Source organism: Celeribacter arenosi (assembly GCF_039539485.1).
Lineage (GTDB): Bacteria > Pseudomonadota > Alphaproteobacteria > Rhodobacterales > Rhodobacteraceae > Celeribacter > Celeribacter arenosi.
Genome location: NZ_BAABDF010000007.1, coordinates 1,450,484 through 1,471,127 on the forward strand (window position 1 = coordinate 1,450,484; position 20,644 = coordinate 1,471,127).

General features: G+C 57.6%; 18 protein-coding genes and 1 tRNA gene. 3 read left to right on the top strand and 16 right to left on the bottom strand.

What is annotated here, in order from left to right:
• Positions 1–9: 9 nt before the first annotated feature.
• From arsB to ABD815_RS14790, 6 genes are all read right to left on the bottom strand, one after another.
• Complete coding sequence (gene arsB / locus ABD815_RS14765; RefSeq protein WP_344848411.1) at positions 10–1,017, bottom strand: ACR3 family arsenite efflux transporter; 1,008 nt, start codon at positions 1,015–1,017, stop codon at positions 10–12.
• Positions 1,014–2,297, bottom strand: a complete 1,284-nt coding sequence (arsJ, locus tag ABD815_RS14770; RefSeq protein WP_344848414.1) for an organoarsenical effux MFS transporter ArsJ — start codon at positions 2,295–2,297, stop codon at positions 1,014–1,016. The genes arsB and arsJ overlap by 4 nt, the downstream gene beginning before the upstream one ends.
• The gene (locus tag ABD815_RS14775; protein ID WP_344848417.1) at positions 2,294–3,292 is read right to left on the bottom strand and encodes an ArsJ-associated glyceraldehyde-3-phosphate dehydrogenase; all 999 of its coding nucleotides are present in this window, start codon (positions 3,290–3,292) and stop codon (positions 2,294–2,296) included. The genes arsJ and ABD815_RS14775 overlap by 4 nt, the downstream gene beginning before the upstream one ends.
• Positions 3,289–4,134: an arsenate reductase/protein-tyrosine-phosphatase family protein gene (locus ABD815_RS14780; RefSeq protein WP_344848420.1), complete on the bottom strand. Its 846-nt coding sequence runs from the start codon at positions 4,132–4,134 to the stop codon at positions 3,289–3,291. The genes ABD815_RS14775 and ABD815_RS14780 overlap by 4 nt, the downstream gene beginning before the upstream one ends.
• Before the next feature lie 201 nt (positions 4,135–4,335).
• Positions 4,336–4,734 (bottom strand): RidA family protein, encoded by a 399-nt coding sequence (locus ABD815_RS14785; RefSeq protein WP_344848423.1) that lies wholly within the window; start codon positions 4,732–4,734, stop codon positions 4,336–4,338.
• Positions 4,735–4,784: 50 nt separating this feature from the next.
• The gene (locus tag ABD815_RS14790) at positions 4,785–5,162 is read right to left on the bottom strand and encodes a nuclear transport factor 2 family protein (RefSeq protein ID WP_344848426.1); all 378 of its coding nucleotides are present in this window, start codon (positions 5,160–5,162) and stop codon (positions 4,785–4,787) included.
• Positions 5,163–5,260: 98 nt separating this feature from the next.
• On the opposite strand from ABD815_RS14790, the gene ftrA reads away from it, so the two are divergent.
• Entirely contained in the window at positions 5,261–6,238 is a 978-nt protein-coding gene (ftrA, locus tag ABD815_RS14795) for a transcriptional regulator FtrA (protein ID WP_344848429.1), read from the top strand.
• A 185-nt stretch (positions 6,239–6,423) separates the two neighbouring features.
• On the opposite strand, the gene ABD815_RS14800 is transcribed toward ftrA, so the two are convergent.
• On the bottom strand, positions 6,424–8,478 hold the full coding sequence (locus tag ABD815_RS14800; RefSeq protein WP_344848431.1) for a hypothetical protein: 2,055 nt from the start codon (positions 8,476–8,478) through the stop codon (positions 6,424–6,426).
• A gap of 532 nt (positions 8,479–9,010) precedes the next feature.
• On the opposite strand from ABD815_RS14800, the gene ABD815_RS14805 reads away from it, so the two are divergent.
• On the top strand, positions 9,011–10,261 hold the full coding sequence (locus ABD815_RS14805) for a GAF domain-containing sensor histidine kinase (RefSeq protein ID WP_344848433.1): 1,251 nt from the start codon (positions 9,011–9,013) through the stop codon (positions 10,259–10,261).
• A 384-nt stretch (positions 10,262–10,645) separates the two neighbouring features.
• The gene (locus tag ABD815_RS14810; protein ID WP_344848436.1) at positions 10,646–11,311 is read left to right on the top strand and encodes a Type 1 glutamine amidotransferase-like domain-containing protein; all 666 of its coding nucleotides are present in this window, start codon (positions 10,646–10,648) and stop codon (positions 11,309–11,311) included.
• A 241-nt stretch (positions 11,312–11,552) separates the two neighbouring features.
• Here the strand turns inward: ABD815_RS14810 and ABD815_RS14815 are convergent, their stop codons facing one another.
• The 9 genes from ABD815_RS14815 to ABD815_RS14855 all read right to left on the bottom strand — a co-directional run bounded on the left by ABD815_RS14815 (position 11,553) and on the right by ABD815_RS14855 (position 20,562).
• Complete coding sequence (locus ABD815_RS14815; protein ID WP_344848439.1) at positions 11,553–11,834, bottom strand: hypothetical protein; 282 nt, start codon at positions 11,832–11,834, stop codon at positions 11,553–11,555.
• Positions 11,835–11,960: 126 nt separating this feature from the next.
• The gene (locus ABD815_RS14820; protein WP_344848442.1) at positions 11,961–12,197 is read right to left on the bottom strand and encodes a hypothetical protein; all 237 of its coding nucleotides are present in this window, start codon (positions 12,195–12,197) and stop codon (positions 11,961–11,963) included.
• Between the two features lie 49 nt (positions 12,198–12,246).
• Positions 12,247–13,368: an alanine/ornithine racemase family PLP-dependent enzyme gene (locus ABD815_RS14825; RefSeq protein WP_344848444.1), complete on the bottom strand. Its 1,122-nt coding sequence runs from the start codon at positions 13,366–13,368 to the stop codon at positions 12,247–12,249.
• A complete protein-coding gene (locus ABD815_RS14830) occupies positions 13,365–14,564 on the bottom strand; it encodes an N-acetyltransferase DgcN family protein (RefSeq protein ID WP_344848447.1) in 1,200 nt (399 codons plus the stop codon). The genes ABD815_RS14825 and ABD815_RS14830 overlap by 4 nt, the downstream gene beginning before the upstream one ends.
• 685 nt (positions 14,565–15,249) lie before the next feature.
• A complete protein-coding gene (locus ABD815_RS14835; protein ID WP_344848449.1) occupies positions 15,250–15,603 on the bottom strand; it encodes a hypothetical protein in 354 nt (117 codons plus the stop codon).
• Positions 15,604–16,267: 664 nt separating this feature from the next.
• Positions 16,268–16,357: transfer RNA gene (locus tag ABD815_RS14840), tRNA-Ser, on the bottom strand.
• A gap of 94 nt (positions 16,358–16,451) precedes the next feature.
• Complete coding sequence (locus ABD815_RS14845) at positions 16,452–17,168, bottom strand: alanyl-tRNA editing protein (RefSeq protein WP_344848452.1); 717 nt, start codon at positions 17,166–17,168, stop codon at positions 16,452–16,454.
• Complete coding sequence (locus ABD815_RS14850) at positions 17,165–19,531, bottom strand: DUF3772 domain-containing protein (RefSeq protein ID WP_344848456.1); 2,367 nt, start codon at positions 19,529–19,531, stop codon at positions 17,165–17,167. The genes ABD815_RS14845 and ABD815_RS14850 overlap by 4 nt, the downstream gene beginning before the upstream one ends.
• Positions 19,531–20,562, bottom strand: a complete 1,032-nt coding sequence (locus tag ABD815_RS14855; protein ID WP_344848459.1) for a cysteine synthase A — start codon at positions 20,560–20,562, stop codon at positions 19,531–19,533. The genes ABD815_RS14850 and ABD815_RS14855 overlap by 1 nt, the downstream gene beginning before the upstream one ends.
• Positions 20,563–20,644: the final 82 nt, after the last annotated feature.

Below are 20,644 nucleotides of genomic sequence, written 5' to 3' on the forward strand. Positions count from 1 at the left end.
GAATGCGGGTCAGGAAAACTTTGCCCGCGTGCGGTTGGCAAAGGCCACGAGCGACAACATCACCGGCACTTCGACCAACACCCCCACGACCGTCGCCAGCGCAGCACCGGAGTTCAGGCCAAAGAGACTGATCGCGACCGCGACCGCCAGTTCGAAGAAATTCGACGTGCCGATCAACGCGCAGGGCGCCGCGATCCGATGAGGCACACCCCATGCATATGCAGCGGCATAGGCAATCGCGAAGATGCCATAGGACTGGATCAGAATCGGGACCGCAATCAGCGCGATGACCTGCGGTTTGTCGAGGATCACCTGCCCCTGAAGACCGAAGAGGATCACCACCGTCGCGATCAGCCCGATGACAGACCATGGTTTCACCCGACTGCGGAAGGCGTCGATCCGCTCGGCACTGCCCAATCGAAGCCGCGTAGCATAGCCGGCCGCAAAGGGCAGCACCACGAAGAGGCCCACGGACAGGACCAGTGTTTCCCACGGCACCAAAATGTTCGTCACCCCGAGGAGAAAGGCGACGATGGGCGCAAAGGCAAACACCATCACGACGTCATTCACCGACACCTGCAAGAGCGTGTAACTCTCGTCGCCCTTGGTCAGTTGCGACCAGACGAACACCATCGCCGTGCAGGGCGCCGCCCCAAGCAGGATGAGACCGGCCAGATACTGCTGTGCATCTTGGGGGGCAATCAGGTCAGCAAACACCACTTCGAAAAACAGGACACCGAGCGCGGCCATGGAAAAGGGTTTGACTAGCCAGTTCACAATCAGGGTGATCGCAAGGCCCTTTGGCTGCTTGAGGACGCCCCGCAAGCTACCGGGATCGACGCCCACCATCATGGGATAGACCATGGCCCAGACCAGCACCGCGACGACGAGATTGACGTTGGCCACCTCGGCCGCGGCGATTGCCCCGACGAGGGCGGGTGCGGCATTGCCAATGACGATCCCCGCCACTATGGCGAGGGCGATCCAGAGGGAGAGATAACGCTCAAACAGGCTCAAGGCATGATCTCCCCAGAGGAATTCGGGTCAAGACGACCCACAACCAGCGCCGACACCGCCACCATCAAAGCCGCCGTAGCAAGCATGAGCGTGAGCCCGCCGAGCTGATAGGTCAAGCCCGACAAGACAGTGCCCATCAAGCGCCCACCAGCATTCGCCATGTAGTAAAAACCCACATCCATCGTGACCCGCTCCGCCTTTGTAAATACGAGGATCAGGTAGGAATGCAGCGCCGAGTTGACCGCAAAGATCGCACCAAAGGCCAAAAGCCCGCCCACAAGCGTGACCGTCAGCCAAGTCTGCGGGCTGTCTGACAGTAAAGCCGCGCCGGTCAGCACGGCGGGGACGACGGCCAGGGCCCATGCCCACCCCTTTGCGGCACGGACCAGATCCGCCTCGCCGCGCGTCGCGGCCCGTAAAACACGAGGAGCGGATGCTTGAACCGCGCCATAGAGGATGATCCAGAACGCCATGAATACCCCGATCATGAAGAAAGCCGCGCGGTTCCCCTCCTCCGTGCCGTCGGACAATACGGCGTAGAAATAGATCGGTATGCCGACCACGAACCACACATCGCGTGCACCGAACAGGAACACGCGCGCGGCGCTGAGCCAGTTCACATTGGTCGAGGTCGAAAAGACATGCGAAAACTTCGCCCCCTTGCTGCCCTTGGGAAGCCCCGCGGGCATGGCGATCAGAACAGCGACGAGAACCACCGCCAGCACCGCCGCCATCACCAACACCGCCCAGACAAAGCCGAGTCCCGCCAATAGCGCCGCGCCCAGCAGGAACCCGAGACCCTTCACCGCATTTTTCGACCCCGTGAGCAACGCGACCCAGCGAAAGAGGCCGCCATCTTCCTGAGGCGCCAATACCTTCACCGCCGACTTCGACGACATCTTGGCAAGGTCCTTGGCCACCCCGCTCGCACCCTGTACGAGCATGACAAAAACAACCGATGTCGCAAGGGCCCACTCCGGATCGAGCCCGGCCAATGCGATCAGGGCCAACACCTGAATTGCGAGGCCGGCATAGAGTGTCGAGGTCAACCCGAACCGCGCCGCGATCCAGCCTGCGGAAAGATTGGTGACCATGCCCGCAATCTCGTAGAGCACGAACAGGTAGGCCAGTTGGACAGGACTAAATCCCAGCGTGTGGAAATGCAGCAGGACCAGCATCCTGAGCGCCCCATCGGTAAGCATGAATGCCCAATAGGCCGCAGTGACCGCCACATAGGCGGATAGGCCGTCCTGTCGCGCGGGCGACGGCTGGGTGCTCAAACCGAAGCCCCCACCATTAGCGCGACATCGACCAGACGATGCGCATAGCCCATCTCGTTGTCGTACCACGCATAGATCTTCACCTGCGTGCCGTTGACCACCATGGTGGAGGGCGCATCAACAATGCTTGATCGCGTGTCGTTGGTGTAATCAGCCGACACAAGCGGCCGCTCCTCATAGCCGAGGATCCCTGCCAGTGGCCCCTCGGCCGCCGATTTGAACAGCGCATTCACCTCTTCGACGGTTGTCGGCCTCTCGACTTCGAAAACACAATCGGTGATCGATGCGTTCAGCAGTGGCACGCGGACCGCATGGCCGTTCAGCCGGCCTTTGAGTTCGGGGTAGATCAATGTAATCGCGCTCGCCGACCCGGTGGTCGTCGGGATCAGTGAATTGAGCGCCGAACGCGCGCGGCGCAGGTCCTTTGCAGGCCGGTCAACAATGGTCTGGGTGTTCGTTACGTCGTGGATTGTGGTGATCGAGCCATGGCGGATGCCGATCGCCTCATGGATCACTTTGACCACCGGCGCGAGACAGTTCGTGGTGCAACTCGCCGCCGTGACGATCCGGTGTGTGGCGGGGTCGTAAATGTCGTGGTTCACGCCATAGACCACGTTTGCCGCACCGCCGTCTTTAACTGGTGCGGAGACGACCACCTTCTTCACACCCGCCTCGAAATAGGGCGCCAGAGCGGCCTCTGATTTGAAAGAACCGGTGCAATCGATCACCACGTCGACACCATCCAGAGGCAGCGCCGACAGGTCCCGAGTGCCGATGAAGGGCAACCGCGTGCCATCGATAGTCACACTGCCCTCATCATGGTCGAAACTGGCGTCCCATCGGCCATGGACGGTGTCGAACTCCAACAAATGCGCATGCATCTGCGGATCGCCAACAGCATCGTTGATCCACGCGATATTGACCCCGCGTTCCAACAGGGGCTTCAGGGCGAGCTTGCCGATGCGACCAAGTCCGTTCAGAGCATAGGTCGTCATGACGTTTCCTCCGATGGGCTGCGCGAAATGTCGTCAATCCGCCCCTGCAACGTGAGACGGTCCAGGGATCTGATACCAAGCGCGGTGAACAGGTCGATACGTTGCTTCAAAGCACCGTAGGCCTCCTGAAAGGCGAGCGCTTTTTGCGCGTCGTTGCCCTCGGCTTTGACCGGATCGGGCATGCCCCAATGGCCGGTGACAGGCTGACCATCCCATGCCGGGCATTCTTCATTGGCGGCCTGATTGCAGACGGTAAAGACAAAGTCGAATTGCGGGGCCTGCGGGCCGGAAAACTCCGACACATCCTTGGATCGCAGCACCGAAATATCATGGCCTTTGTCCTTAAGAACCTGAACGGCAAAGGGATTTAACTGAGACCCGGGACGGGTCCCCGCCGAATAGGCATTGAATTTGTCACCGGCAGTTTTGCGCAGGATCGACTCGGCAAAGATCGATCTGGCCGAATTGCCGGTGCAGATGAACAGGACATTGTATTTGCGATCTAACATGGGCTGGGGTTCCGACGAATTTGGCATTGAAGCGGGAGCGCAAAGATCAGGTCGACCGCGGCAGCAGTCGAGGAGCAGATAATCAAAAGTCTGTCGTACCTCCGTCATATCAACCGAATAGCGAAGGGAGGTCGCGACCCTCTCCTGGGTCACCAGCCCCACCTGCATCAATGTGGACAGGTAGGCCGACAGCGTGGATGCCTTCAGCCCCAGCGCATCCGCCAATTCACCTGCGGGTACCCTGTCGGGATAGCGCCGCACGAGCAGCCGAAAAATCGCCAACCGCTGCGGATGACCGAGAGTAGATAGTCGGGAGGGAATCAATGTTTCCATATTTCATGGATATCAGAAATACTAAAGCCCGCAATCGCGAACCCGCGCCGTTACAAAAACTTCATGCAGCCCACCTGTACCAGTTGGTCCACACTCCCCGTACGAAAATTTGCGCCTGATTTTGAGCCGCTCACACCCTCCTCGCGCATGACAGTCGCCATTCAGCTGTCTCTGCTGAATGGCGTCCATGAATCACCCCTCTCACGCCGCGGCGGTCGCTTCGATTTCGAATAGGAGGTCCGGTATCGCGAGCCGAGTGACGCCAAGGAGCGTCATCGGCGGGGAACACTGAATTGGACCAAAGCGCATGCCAAAAAGGTCGAAATTCTTCAGGGCTTCATCGACGTCGGTCGCAAACACGCCGAGCCGGATAATGTTGCCCAAATCCATTCCAGCGCTTTTCAAGACTGCTTCGAGGTTATTCAGAGAAAGGTCGATCTGGGCGCGCATGTCGCCGACATGTTGCGGTGCGCCTTCTGTGTCCACTGAAGTTTGGCCGGAAACGATAAGGTGGCGTGTGCTGCCCTCAATAATCTCGCCCTGATTATAACCGAGGTTCAAAGACCAGTTCCATGGATTGACGGGGGTACGGTTCATCATATTTCACCCATTTTAAATACGCGTGTGAATTGGGATTATTTTGCGGCCCGTTAGCTATCGATGGTGCTTTCGAGGTGCCAGATTTTGGAAACGATTTGCCAACCATCCGCGCCTTTTACAAAGCCGAGGTGATCGACAAATATACTCTGGTGGGCCCGAATTCGGATTTTGACCGCGGCACTCACCGGCGAGAGATAGTCGATCATCAATACCTCGGCGTCGCGTTTCTGACCTGTGCTCGCAGGTGACACACGGGTGCCCACATCACGGCTGAAACTGTCAATCGGCTCGACAAAAACCGTCCCATTGTCCGCATCAAAAAGACTGGACTGGGGGTGGAATACCGCGTTCAGCTTTGCCGTGTCGCAGCCATGGATCGCGTCGAAATAGGCCTCTATCGCGGTCAATAGTTCCGTTTGGTTCAACATGGTCAGGTCTCCGTTTTGCGTTGCCAGGACAGACTTGTCATCAATCGAAAATTCGCGATACTGGCAGAATAGACAATATACGGTCAGATACTGCCAAGATGTCAGAGCCCGCCCCTCGCGCTGCGAAACACCCATTGGTTTGCGCTATTGCCTATGATGGTTTGTGCACGTTCGAATTCGGAATTGCGGTTGAGCTTTTTGCCCTGCCACGACCCGAATTCGAAAACTGGTATCGATTTGCCACCGTAAAGGCCGAACCGGGACCGATCCGCGCGCTCGGCGGCATCACTTTGGATGCAGACGACAACCTTGACCTTCTGCAGGAGGCCAGCCTGATTATCGTCCCCGGCTGGCGCGGGGCAGATGCGCCTGTGCCCGAGCCGCTCTGCGCCGCCCTGCGCGCCGCATACAACAACGGCGCGCGCGTCGCGTCGATCTGTTCAGGCGTGTTTGTTCTGGCCGCGGCGGGATTGCTTAGCGGGAAACGCGCTACAACGCATTGGCGCTACACGGACAAGCTCGCCGATCTCTACCCTGACCTGACGGTTGATCCAGACGTGCTGTTTGTCGAAAATGATCGCGTGTTCACCTCCGCTGGTTCAGCGGCGGGGTTGGATCTAGGCCTCCACATCATACGGCAGGACTACGGGGCACAGGTGGCGGCCTCTGTGGCGCGCCGCCTCGTACTGCCGGCTCAGAGAGACGGCGGCCAACGCCAGTTTGTGCCCCGCCCCGAACCAAAGGCCCGCGTCGGCTCTGGTTTGGCGGCCCTTCAGGACCAAATCCGTGCCTCGCTGAATGAGGACTGGTCGATCGAGCGCATGGCAAGCACCGCCGCCACGAGCGGTCGCACCCTTGCACGCCGTTTCCATGAAGAGGCCGGCACAACCCCGTTGACCTGGCTCAAGGGTGAGCGGATTTCGCGCGCGGCAGAGTTGCTGGAAAACGGGTCAATTCCATTGCCCGATGTCTGGGAATCCTGCGGATTTGGCTCCGCAGAAACGTTCCGGCGCGAATTTCGCAAAACCATGGGTGTTCCACCGGTGCGGTACCGCGAACGCCTTGGGGCGTTATAAAGGTGAAATGGCCTTCGCGCCGCAGCCGGCCGTTCAGGGTTAAAAAGGGCGCGAATGCGAAATTTCGTTTATTATCGAGGGGTTGATGCAAAGCTGGCCACTGCAGGGCCCCGAGGCGAGTGTCAGCCGCCAAGACACTATGCGCGCTGTTAACGCAGGAACATAACCGTGGCAATGATCGCTAGCTAGCTGCGAAGGGCGGAATGAACCTTGGCATCCCACGGGTCGGACACATTGAGCATGTCAACCAACCCATTGATTTCAGACACAATTACCTCCGCGCGCCTTCCCCAATGTGCCGCCTCATCGGTGACGACCTTTGCAAAATCGTCGGGCTTCATGAAAGAACGGGCGGCTGGAAGAATGCCCAGTTCGCCCCACGGATAAACAACCTTTCCGTTCTCGACCGAAAATTGTCCGTCCTGTTCGCGCAGCAACACAAAGAAGATCGCCAACCGCAACGTGTCGAGATCGGTAAGCCTACTTCTTTTGATGAAGCCTAGCAGGACCGTGTCGCGGGCATAGATTTCATGCTCTCCGTCGCGGGTTAGGCAGTAGCGGCGAAGAAGATCGTGGCACCTGTCATCGTTTTGGGCCAAGCACGCCAATGCCCCCGACATCGGACCAGCAGCGCGGGTTTCGTCGCTGGTAAAATACCATTGTTTGTCGCCCTGCGCGTCACACCACGCGGTCACGAGGTCGCGCAGTAACGAGACATTCACCAGGCCCTTTTTGTTGAGCCTTTCGAAAAAGGTCCACTCATCCAGAAACGTGCCGCGCAGCTTGAAAATGAAGGTAAGCCCATTGCCCGACGCAAGGTTTTCCAAACCGGCATTGATACGCGCCTCGAGGTCGACAAGCGCGTCATCAACACCACTTTGTGTCCAGCCTTTCACGGGGATCAACGCGCGCAATTGCGCCTCGATGTCGCGCGCTTTCAGTTTTGGGAAACTGTGGACGGGGCCGTTGGCGTCGCTATGGCTATACGGCAAAGGCAGGTCCTGAATTCTGTTGTAGAAATCAAAGCGCACCATATCTGGTCGCGGCTTGGTCACGCTTCGGATCAGTTCGCAGCCCGTGCCGTGGTGGTGCACTTCGCCTACTCCTAGATCAACGCCCTCCTGCCGCCCCTGCAACGCCGCGCGCTGCGCATCGCCCAAACCGTGGTCCGGAAAGATCAGCGGTCCGGCGGCCCCATCCAAATCCACGCGCATCATTGAGTAGCGTCGCACCAGCCAGACCCCTTTGCTATCGGGCTCCCAATGAAATCGTTGTCTCTCACCGATCAGGGTCTTGCGCTGTTTGTGGCGGTTGTCTTCGTCACCGTGCCGCAGCTTTTTCTTGCGACTTATCCCAATCAGCCCCCAGAGCCCGCGTGGCCCGTCGCCAGAGCGCAAAGAGCCGTAGTAGGACAGTGCTTCCTCACGCGACCGATCGTAAACCAGAACCGGCTGAGGGGCAGTCGTTATGTCCGCCTGTTTGCGGTGGCCAAGCAGATCCCAGATCTCGAAAAAGCGGCTGACCAGAAACCATTTGCCATACTTGCTTTGTGGGCGCTCGTAGGGTTCGAGCTGTAACTTTACGCTTTCCCGAATTCCCCAGCGGCCATCGGGGCTAATCGAGGTAAAACCGCCATTAAACCCCAAATCGTCCGGGCCCGGATCAAGCGGCACCAATTGGAATCTGCGCGTCGCAAGGTTGATTTCAAAAACGCCTGTTATGTGCGGCGAAGTGAGCGGCATGCGCACGATACCGTCTGGACCCTCGGCCAGAGAGTGCAGCGGTTTGATTGCGCCTCTGGGGGCTTTCGAGACGATGCAATCATTCGGCACGGGTTCGATCGTACCGGACGGGTCAATTACCACTCTAGGTCGGCAGGTCCAGACCAGCGTGAGTGTGCGCGCGTCGCGAAACTCAACCTCGGCCAGCCCGCCAATGACCGCGATCATACCGTTTCGCGGGAGGTGAACGATCTGTTCGGGCAGAACGAAACTGCGTTCGCGGGCGAGTTCCCGACCGGATTCAGCGTCGATCAGCGCGATTGGTGTACCGTCCTTTACGCTGTTCGCGAGGTGGGGGAAGGTATAGATCACCCCATCAACCGGCTGCGCCTTTCTTATTCCACTGGAACCAAACGGCCGCAGCGTGTGCAGCCGCTTCAATTCCGCGTCAAAGACCCCCAGGAATTCGGATGACTGTTGGCCGTAGTCTTCGATCGCGCATAGATATTCGTCACTCACTCGGTAGTCTCGCATTCGTCATTTGAACCGGCGTCTCATTTGGGTCGAGTTGAAGGTACTACCCTACCCCGACCGAGCTTATGCGCTACCGGCGATATTGCGCAATTGCCGAGCGTGAGTTGTTTGTGCCGCCCCAAATGGCAGTTGAGACATTGAATCGCAATAAATGCAATGGCTTGAACCAGCGCAGAGAGCTCAGAGCCGACTGCCGCGACACGCAGCGGCAACTCCACGACAACGGCACGCGCGGCCCTTTCCGGGTCCTGAACCATACCAGCGGCGCAACAAGCGAAGCAGCGAGCGATCTCAATGTGCATGACGCACCCAATAATCAGGGTTCATAAAACGTCAGTAACGTCCGCGAGTTCCCTTACAATTCGATGCATTAATTCAAGCATGGTGCGCGAAATGTATCGCTCTGGTGTCTTGCCTGTGCCTCGTAAATCCAACTATCGTGGCTTTTGGGTAAGCCTTGTATCGTTATGAGTTCGCACGCGCGTCCGGTTACAGGACCAAGGGTGAGGAAATCAGAGTGAATGATCTAACCGAGCGGCAAGCGACCATCCAGGATCACGCTGCCTATTTGGAAGGGACGCACAAGTTCCAGAATGACATCGAGATGCTGGCCGATAGCGCTTTGATCGGTACCATTCTAGAAACCATCATGCTGGCCACGAACATGCGATTTGCTGCCGTCGCGCGGGTGACCGACAATCATTGGGTCGCCTGTCGCACCGTTGACGAGGTCAACTTTGGTTTGAACCCGGGCGACGAAATCGAGATCCAGTCGACCTTTTGTAAATCTGTTCGCGAGACATCGAACAAAGTCGTTTTCAACGACACGGCGACGGATGAAGTTTATCGGAACCATCCGATTGCGGCCAAATTCGGCATCGTGAGTTACGCCTCGATCCCAATTCTTCGCAGTGACGGGACATTCTTTGGCACGCTTTGCGCGATTGACCCAGAACCGCGGGACGTAAAGCAGCCGCGATCAATAGCGATGCTGGAGATGTTTGCCGAAATTATAGGTCAAAGCCTCGAAACAGAAGAACGCCTGGAAGCACATGAGGACATGCTCGCCCACGAGCGAAAGCTGAGCCGTATCCAAGAAGAGTTCGTTGCGGTTTTGGGTCACGACCTGCGAAACCCCGTTGCCGCACTTGATGCTGGCTTCAGGCAGCTGAGCACCGAACCCATGACCGAAAAGGCGCAGACCATTCTTCCGATGATGCGTTCTTCGCTACGCCGCATGAATGATTTGATTGAAAACATTATGCTCCACGCCAAGGCGCGCTTGGGTGGCGGCATCCGCATTTCGGCCCAGACCAATGCCCCACTTGCCGAGGCCATTGCGCAGGTGGTTGAGGAAGCCGTGGCCGCAACGCCCGAGCATGAGATCGAGCTTGACCTGAGACTCGACCAACCCGTGAGTTGCGATGCCCCGCGCGTGGCGCAAGCAATTTCAAATCTTCTATCCAACGCTGTGCGATACAGCACCCCCGGCACGCCCATCCGCGTCCATGGGTTCATCGGCAACGACGGCATCGAGATCTGCGTGGCAAACAATGGTCCCGCCGTGCCTGAGGAATTGCGGCAGGAACTGTTCAACCCGTTCCGGCGCGGCAATCACGCCGCGGGAGAAGGGCTCGGACTTGGGCTCTACATCGTGTCGTCCATCGCCACAGCACACAACGGCCGGATCGAGGTCGCCTGCGAAAACAACGTGACGACATTCAGTTTCAAGATACCCGTGCAGCCGACCACCGATCAAATCCGTTAGGGAACAGTTCTGCGTAACGAACGATGTGTGGCATCTGCTAAATCCCATTCTTCGCTGCCTTTGCAATGGACCTGCATGGGCAGTGTCCACATTTTGCAAGGATGACCGGTGGCCTCCCACTTGCAGTCAACTTCCGCATTCGGCCAATTGCTGACATTTTCGAAACGCTGCGCGAATGGCAGGTGCCACCCCATACCGGACATTGACCAATTGCTATCATCTCCACAGTGCGGCCCGCCGAAGCACCCGTTCGCTGCGTTTGCTCGATTCCAGAGGCCGTAGATGTCTGAACTGCGGGACGGAGCGGACTTTTAACATTGACTCTTCTATGTCCGGTTTGTTCAGTCCGCTGGTAATTTAAGCTGGCTTAAGGCATGTTTGTTTATGCTATATTTGTCTTCCTATCGTCTCGGTGATCACTTCGAAAAACTACTTTCAGCCCTGCCCAAAACGCCAAGGGTCTTTGTCGTCGCGAACGCTTTAGATGTTTTCCCAGCGGCATCTAGATTGAAACATAAAGCTGAAGTCTACGACCCAAATCGAGAGCTTGAGGACTACGGTTGCCAGGTAACTGACTTAGACCTAAGGCAATACTTTGGACAGCAAGATGACTTAGCCAAACATCTATTGGAATGTGATCTTGTTTGGGCGCTTGGCGGGAATTCTTTCGTTTTACGGAGAGCTATGGCTTTGTCAGGTTTCGATACTGCTGCGACCCAACACCTTAAAACCGGCAACATCGCCTATGGTGGTTTCAGTGCCGGAGCAGTTGTCGCCTCTCCATCACTCAGCGGGATCGACCTAATGGACGACCCTGAGGCAGTGCCTAACGGCTACCAAAAAGAAGTGGTTTGGAGCGGGATGAAGTGGATTGATTTTTCGATAGTTCCGCATTTCCAGTCCGATCACCCTGAGTCTGAAGCGGCAAATGTAGCCAAGGACTTCTTCATGAAGAACGGCATTCCCCATCGTACAATTGCAGATGGGGAAGTGATCTTCGGTGAGGCAGGCAGTTTCGAAGTCTTACCGCGTACTTCAAAATCCCCATAAGAGACATTCAAGCGTGTTGCAGCATCCGTCACTCTGGGCTCAAACCAGAGCTTCGCTGCAATTGTCATGTAGGTCAGCTAAGCGGAACATAGCTGCCGTTGGCGGCGGGTTATGGAATGGCTGCGTTTTGGTTTGCACAGCTTGGATCGAGGAGGTGCCTCGCCTTCAAATCTACCACTAACCAGTGCTTTGTCACGTTTGAGGGATACGAACTCCGGAAAGGGCGCGGGTATTCGGGATCCTAAAAGTCGGCCAACTCCGGGACATTGCCTAGCCTTACAAGGAAACTTGGGTCGCCGACTTCTCCGCTGGCTGGATCTTCGGTAATCATGTAGGCGTCGGCGCCTGCGCAATCCTCGGATAGAGCCTCGCGTTCGGCTCTGCTTATTGCCTCTGACGCTGTGGAATATTCAAACTGCTTGCCAATTTTCAGGCCTGCCTGCCCATTGGTTCCAGCCTTGGTTCCAACATAAGTCTGGCAGATATAGTGGATTTTTTCTGAGGAACGGTCTGCGTCTGTCATGGGTGGATCCTTGTGATCGGCTGGAACAATTGGAAGGTCTCGCAACAGCCTTGGCCGATTTCAGTCTGATTGAGGTGCCTGTTTCCCGGCGGAGCACTTAACGCACACAAAACAGCCGAAGTTCAACTACCGCGTTGAAGCGGCTTTCGAGCGACGCGATTTGGACGCTTCGGAAGCTTTGCCTCCAGCTGGCTTGTTCGCTTCTCTTTCAAGGCGAGCGTTGCGCAGTCGGGAAATCCTGGCGTCACGCTGTTCCGTTTCTTCATCGACCATTTGTCTGACGACACGCGTCGTCTTATCCATCGGGGTTTCGGGTTTGGAGTCATATGCTTTGAATAGAGTGTTCTTTGTGAGTTTCGTCATTCTTCAGTTTCCTTTGTGGTTTAGCGTCGGCTGGACCAAGCGAGGTCTTTCAAACCAGCGCTAGGGTGTCGATCTTACCTTGGGAGTGCCGTGTTGGTTGTGTGTGTGGATTGCACATGAATTCTACTTCGATGTCCGGAGCGGCCATGGCGTGCATCAACGCAGTGTAGTTCATCTGGAACCTCACCTCGGAACCGACCTTTGGCGGGGTTCGGGGTGTTCCAATTACAAGATGGTCGCTGGTAGCACCGATCAATGTGCTTCCAACAGGCATTGAAAGCCCCGGAATGTCGGTGTCCTGATACCCCATCGCGAGGATCATGCGCGCAGAGGCAGCACCGGTCTTCACAATGCGAAGTCGTTCTGTAGTTGGATCGATGCGGGCACTAGGCGAAGGCATGGGTTTTGCACCCGTCTCGATAACTTCGGCAACAAGGGTGAAGGCGTCCGCGTGCATCCCGCCGATCCGGTCACCAGAAACTGGCTCCACACCCAGAAGGATCGCCTCGCCCAGGCGGAGGTCGTTGACACGACCCGTCGCGCGTTCACCAAGCGCCCAAGGCAAGTTGGCTGAGTTGCCTCCAGACACCACCTTGAGGATTGGGCCGCATTTACTCTCGATCTCATTCGCAAGGTCGCAAAAAGTGGCCATTTGCAAAGCAGTCGGGCCAAGCCCGTTCAAACAGGCAAAGTTCGCGCCTATCCCTTTCAACGCGACCCCGGACAATTGCACGACTTGCTTGGCAACATCTGCAAGGTTCTCGGGTGATATTCCGTCGCGAAGGTCACCCATTTCGACCATCAGGACAATACCGTGGACGGAGCCATTGCGGATCGCGGCGGCAGCCAACGCTGAAATGACCAAGATCTCTGTGTTATAGCTCTCTTCGCAGGACTGAACGACCTGGTCGGCCTGACTTAACATCGGCGAACGGATCAGAGTGATGGGGCCTGTCATGCCTGCCGCACGCAACCTTTGAACATTGCTGATCCGCGCATCGGCAAGCCCCACTGCCCCGCCATCGAGCATGGCTTGAGCGATCGCAGGATGCCCACAGACCGCTTTGGTCACGCCAGTGACGCCGACCCCACACGGGCCTAGACGCTTGACCAGGGTCTGCGTATTGCGACGTATCTTGCTGAGATCCACCTCGATGCGCGGGCAGCTCATATCGCGGCCATAGACGGCATTTGTGCCAAGCCGGGGTATGTGGCGACGACCATCGCAAGCAAATGTGCAGTCGGTCGGGCCAATGCATCTGTTACCGGCAGTCCAAGTTTCTGCGACTGCGCCGCAATGGTGTCGGTGATTTCAGCATCAGACATCCCCTCGTGATTGAGAGTGATACCTATGACCTGTGTATCGGCAAAGGCTTCGATTAGTTCAATTTCACTTGATGCAGATGGCATCGGCATATTGGGAAAGTCACAGCGATGAGCACGTTTCGGCGCGTGCTGAAGGATGACAGCATCCGGTTGGCTCCCCCGCAAGATAAAGGCGGATGTACAAAACGCGGGATGGCTCAATGCGCCCTGGCCTTCGATCAAAATAACATCGGGTTGTTCCGCTTCAGAAGCCGCAACAATCGCGCCTTCAAGTTCGCCGCAGCAGAATTGAGGCGGTACGGCATCCATTGCGATCCCGTATTTTGCGCCCTGCATCAGGCCAGTCTGACCCGTGCCGACAAGCACTGTCTTAATACCCTCTGCATTCAGGGCCCGCGCCAAAACAGTTGCCGTTGTTCGCTTCCCGATCGCGCAATCGGTTCCAAGAACCGCAATCCGTAGTGCTTTGACACGTGCGACGCTGCCGTCAAACAGGCGCATGTCCTTGCTGGGTTTCGGCTTGCGGATGTCGCGGATCGTGACATTTCGCCCCAAAGCAGCATTGGCTATTTCGCTGTCATCGCTCAGATACTCATGCAGCCCGCTTACGATGTTCATGCCAAGCTCAATCGCTTTTAGAATAACGCCTCGGTCCGCAGTCGAGAGACGCCCTGTCGAGGGGGCCATCCCATAGATCAGCGTATCGGGAGTGACGGCTTCATGGGCGACCGCCGCCTCCAGATGACCAAAGATCGGTATTTGGTTCATCCTATCGTCGAGAACGGATCCGCTGTCTTGTCCGCGATAGGTGCTGTCGATGACAGAAAGGATGCGATACGCTTGTGAATGGCGGACAAGGCCGTTCGCAGTCTTGCCATCAATTTGCGCGAAATTCCCTTCGCAGTAGACGACTGCCGTCGGTGAGTCTGGGACCTGCCTGCCAGACGTCAGGCTTGCGGGTTTGATCTGTGTTATTGGTGGCGCTTGCGCCCTTTTTGTGGGGCAGCGGATGGTATCGACAGTGTCAGATTTGGTTTCCATTTTGATTTCCCTTGATACGGTGGCACGGAGGCCAGAAGCGTCTGCACCTGCGCATTTTGGAGTGAATAGGTGCCGTGGCTCGCGCCTATTGGTTCAGCTCGCACTGCCCCTTTGATTTTTGAAAATTCCTGTCGCAGTCCCGGCGGTGGCCCGATCTGTCCAGATGCGCGTTTTCAGGAACAACAGGCGGCCCATATGTTCAATGCGGCCCGTTTCCTGATCTGTTCAGAAAGGCGTTGGCCGGAACCAAAAGGGCCTCCACTGGTCGCCGGTTCGTTCAAACCCGCGTTCGCACGTCGAGCCGGAGCCATCTGAGGTATCTGCCCAATACGCACTCGTTGGCAGTACGATTTCCTGACATGGGCCATCGGTTTTGCGAAACCCATGCAGGCTCTCCAATCCGGGACCGTTGGACCGGTTCGTGGCATATGCGTTTTGCGGCGCGACCAAACCTACGTAGGCATTTTCGTTCGGCCGGTAGCCAACGTTGCAATCCCATCCATCACCGTAATTTTTGGCGCTGGCGCTCTCGGAAATTGGCTGTGCGTCGGGTTGGGCAAAGGCAGGTAGAATAGAAGGCATGACCGCGAAAATTGAACCGACAAATAGGGCCATGACTGTTGGAATTAGCGTAGGGACGAAGGCCACGATTGGATGTGGACCGCAAGGCTCTGTGAGTTGTGATTTACGATCCATCTAAGGCAAGCTTCGCAAGACATGCGTCGGCCAGATCACGGTTCGGGTCTTCAGTGCCCGGCAATGTGGCCCATCCTGTTTCCATCATCGCATTGCGTCGCTGATAGCTTGACGCTTCCTGAAGTGTCTCCAGTTTTGCGGTGCGTTCTGCATCAGCTTCTGAAAGATCTAAACAAACCGGCACCATCGCCAGAGTGACTTGCTCTGAGGCAAAGCTATCAGCCATTTCTTCCGCGCCACCTTCAGTCGTCCAGCCTCCCCACGTGAAGCCAAGAATTGAGACAGCAACTGCGCCAACCAAGGCTCCGTAAACGCCGGGTTTCGTCCATTCGGGAAATGTCATTTTCGATCCTTTGACGGAGAAAGCGCCGCCGCACTATTTTTGACTTCGTTTGTCGTTGCGTCGGCCTGATCCTGCGCCAATGCCAACTCCAGGCCTCGCTGCTCCACTGCGCGCACTTCGACTTTCCAGCGGGCCATCTTGATCAATAGAAACGTCGCTGTCTGTCTCTATGCCTCGCAGCTGTGGCTCAGTATGTCGTCGTCTGCCAACACTTCGCAGTCGCCCGCAGGCGGTTCATCAGTGTATCCTGCGACCACAAACGGCTGAAGAAATGTCACACCTGACGTGGTCGTGCGCGATGACATCGGCAACCTTCCCAAACATCAGATCCCTACTACAGGGCGTGACAGCTGAATTTTCATGATGGAGGGTTGTGGTTCACTCTTGCAGGCTGATGCGCCTATGCCGCAGAGAACCGCAACTTTCGTAACACACACCTAGTCTATCGGCGTGCGAATTACAAGGTTGGTGACTCCGGCCCCGGATTCTCGACGAGCTTCTTTGTTAGCTTCCCGCTCAGCGCCGCCATGTTTCGTACCCGCAATCGAACGCAGACCGAAAACCCCGGCAACATGCGACCAAACCGGCAGTTGCGGCGAACCCAAGGGAGCAACAGAAAAAGGCCGCCAAAGGCGACCCATTCAAACCGACCAAAACTGTATGGTGGCGGAGAGGAAGGGATTCGAACCCTCGAGACGGTTCCCCGCCTACACACTTTCCAGGCGTGCGCCTTCGACCACTCGGCCACCTCTCCGCCGGCGTCTATAAGAAACGGATGGGGAGGATGCAACCCCGCATCGACACGAAGGTGAAGGTTTTCTGACGCTCATGTGACGCGCAGAAATGGCTTAGTCGAGATGGATCGAAACGCGGCGGTTCTGACGCCCTTTGTTTTCGATCTTTCCGAGGCGAATACGTCCGATTTCTGAGGTTCGCGCGACATGCGTCCCGCCACAGGGCTGCAGATCCACCTGCCCTGCCCCTTCCCCGATCCGAATGAGGCGAACACGCCCTTCGCCGGTGGGCGGCATCACGGACATGGTCTTCACAATGGAAGGATTCGCCAACAATTCCTGATCCGTGATCCAGCTTTCCGTGACCCGCAAATCCTGTTCGATCAAACGGTTCAACGCACTTTCAATCCCGTCACGATCTGCGGGGGGCTCTTCCATGTCGAAATCCAGCCGACCTTTTTCAGTCCCGATCGCACCGCCCGTCACCGGCAATGGAATGACGACCGACAGGAGGTGGAGCGCGGTGTGCACCCGCATGTGGCGGTGTCGGCGGTCCCAGTCGAGGTATTGCATGACGTCCACGCCGCGCTCAGGCAGGGTCCCGGGTTCGGACGGGACAAGGACGACATGGCCCGTCGGCCCCTTCACGGCGGTCGCAATATTCATCGTGCCACCAGCCCAAGTGATGCGCCCGCTGTCCCCGGGCTGGCCACCGCCGGTCGGGTAGAACAGAGCGCGATCCAGCACGATGCCCCCCTCCTGCGTCACGGTAAGCACCTTTGCAGGGGCTTCGGTCAGGTACGGATCATCGCGAAACAAAAACGCACTCATGTTTGTGGGTCTCCCTGTGGCGGGGCGCGCAAGGCTTCTGGATTGCGCAGCCAGACATCACGCTGCGCAAAGGGGATCTCGATGTTTTCCGCGGCAAAGCGGCTGGCGATCTCGTGGTTCAGATCGCTTTTGACCGACATCACGAACGTTACATTCCTCAAAATGGCGCGAATTTCAAAGTCCAGAGAATCCGCCCCAAAACCGATGAAGTGAACCTGCGGCTCGGGGTTCAGGGTTACCATCGGATGCGCGCGGGCAATCTCCATCAGGATGCCTTCGACCCGTCGCGTGTCCGTGCCATATGCCACCCCGACCGGCACGGTAACGCGCCCGATCAAATTGCCGCGCGTATAGTTGGTCACCTGCCCCGAAATGAGGTCGGCGTTGGGAACAATCACGTCTGTGCGGTCAAAGGTTTCGACCCGTGTGGACCTCACCGAAATATCGCGCACAAACCCCATCTGGCCGCCGACTTCGATCCAATCGCCCTCTGAAATCGGGCGCTCGATCAACAGGATGATCCCCGAGACAAAGTTCTGGACGATGTTCTGTAGGCCAAAACCGATCCCCACGGAGAGCGCGCCCGCGACAATGGCGAGAGCCGACAGGTCAATACCCGCTGCAGTGATTGCCACAATCGCAGAGAGGAACACGCCAATGTAGCCCGCCCCCGCGACCATCGCGTTCTGGCCACCCTTATCGAGACTGGTTTTGGGCAAAACAGCGGTTTTCAGCGCCGTTTTGAACAGCCGCGTCACCGCAAGTCCCAGCGCGAAAACGACAACGAAAGTCAGAAAATCGGTGACCGAAACACGCGCCTCACCTATCGCGACCCCTTCGCGCATGCGCGCCCAGAGTTCCCACAATCGTTCCTCCCGCACCCCCCAAATCAAAGCAAAGGCGGGCAGCGAGACCAGCAGCAGCGCGAAGGACAATAGCACCGGCATGAGCGCATCGCGCGCCCGATCGGGTTGCCCTGTAATCAGCCCGTAAATATCCCCGAGCAAACGGGACAGGACCACGAGGAGACCGATCAACCCGAGCGACAGGATCGCCGGAAAGATAATCGCCTTGGCGGCCGTCATATACCCGAGCGCCCCCAAAAGAACCGCGAGGAGCGACCCAACCAACAAAGCCCGCGCGACCGTGCGCGCGATCAAGGGCACAAAGCCCTGTCCGGTCGATGGCTCAAGTTGCGGTGGCGCGTCCTCGTCCAAAGGCATCGGATCGGGCAACCGTGCCGCCCGGCCCAAGAGGACCGCAATCCGGTAGAGCGCAAAGGCCCCCAGAAGGATTAGCGGGAACGTCAACGCCGCTTCGGTCCCGATGTCATACAAATCAATGGTCGAAAGTTGGGTGATGACGTTCTGCAGCGCCCACAATGTGCCTGCCAGCGTTGCCTGACCTACAAATTCACGCCGCGCTTTTGGCGTCATGTCGAGCACAGCATCCCCAGACCCCGTGCCAAAGAACAGACGCCCCATGACCCAGCGGGCCACGAAATAGGCCATACCGATCTGCGGCACAGCCTGCACCAACAACTCCGCACGCTGGCCCAGAAGGCCTGAAGACTTCGCGGCCTCCGCAAAGGCGAATAGACCCAGAACCGGCACCGCAATCTGGCTAAGAGAGGTCACAAACCCTGTCACGCCCTGCCCCGCCGCACCGCGCACGCGTTCACGCATCGATTGGGTAAAACGTTCGGTCCACTGCCGCCCGCGCGCCACAAGTACCATCGCCACAGCGAGATAAAAGGCAATCATCAGGCCGTTTCTGGACAAGGTTTCGCGCGCACTGTCGCTGGCCGCATTATCGCGCACGGTGGCCCAGGCTTTGGACAAGGTGCCGCCGAGCGCGCTGAGTGCCCCACCCCAAAGAGACGGCAAAAGGGGCGATGGCGCGCGCTGCGTCAGCATATCCGCCTGATGCGCCAGAAGTGTCGTGTCGATTTCGGTGATGAGCGCATCTGCACGCGCATAGGCCTCTTCTGCCGTGCGCACCGGCGCGAGTGCCTCGTCAAGGCGAACCTGCAAAGCTTCGCGGCGCGCCGCCACCTCGTCGGATTCACTCGTGGCATCTTCTGGAACGGGCCCAAGCGCGGCGATCTGCGCCTGCAGGGTCGAAATCCGCGCGGCGTTGGTGCTCTGGGCCTCCAAAAATTCCGCGCGCCAATCCGTAAGGGTTTTACGGAACGACTCTAGCGTGGTGTCAGATGTCTGGGCGAGGTCGAGCTGGCTTTCCACTTCGGAGGCCACAACCTCCCATCCGGTGTAATTGGGCACAACCGCGTCCTGCGCAGAGCCGAGCGTCGGGCCCAGAAACAGAGCCAGACACAGCAGCCAACCTGCGAAGAACCGACGCATCACGATGCGTATACGTCTGGCAGGTCGAGCGGGTCACGCGCCAGCCATTCGGGCACCGGCAACCCTTTTTCGCGCAGAAACTCGGGATTGAAGAGTTTCGATTGATACCGCGTGCCGTAGTCGCACAGGATCGTCACGATGGTGTGGCCCGGCCCCATTTCGCGCGCCATGTGCATGGCGCCGGCAACATTGATGCCCGACGAGCCGCCAAGACACAGACCCTCCTTGGCCAAAAGATCAAACACAACCGGCAAGGCCTCTTCATCGGGGACCTGATAGGCCATGTCGGGCGTAAAGCCTTCGAGGTTGGCGGTGATCCGACCCTGCCCGATCCCTTCGGTGATCGAACCACCCTCGGATTTCAGCTCACCATTCGTGTAGAAATTATAGAGCGCGGCACCCATCGGATCGGCAAGACCGATTTTCACGCCTTTTGGCTGTAGCGCCATACCCACACCCGCAAGCGTACCACCGGAGCCCACCGCACAGATGAACCCGTCGACGTTGCCGTCAAGCTGATCCCATATTTCCGGACCGGTGCCCTCGACGTGGGCCTGCCGGTTGGCCGTATTGTCGAACTGGTTCGCCCAAATCGCGCCATTAGGCTCCGTCTTGGCCAGTTCCTCGGCCAGACGACCGGAATAGCGCACGTAGTTGTTTGGATTGCGATAGGGCGCAGCTGGCACCTGAACCAACTCGGCCCCTGCCAAGCGGATCATGTCCTTCTTCTCTTGGGACTGTGTCTCGGGAATCACAATGACGGTTTTGAACCCCATTGCAGCCCCCACAAGCGCGAGACCAATGCCGGTATTACCCGCGGTCCCTTCGACAATCGTGCCGCCCGGCTTCAAAAGGCCTTTGGCAACCGCATCACGGATGATGTAGAGCGCCGCGCGATCCTTTACCGACTGACCGGGGTTCATGAACTCCGCTTTGCCAAAAATATCGCAGCCGGTCGCCTCTGATGGCCCCTTGAGGCGGATCAGGGGAGTGTTCCCGATTGTCTCGATCAAATCGCGATTTACACGCATGGGCCTAGGGCTCCTGTTATTCTGTCTTCGCTGAATGTGTAGAACGCAGGTTTCGCGAACTCAAGGGAGCCGAGATAACTGA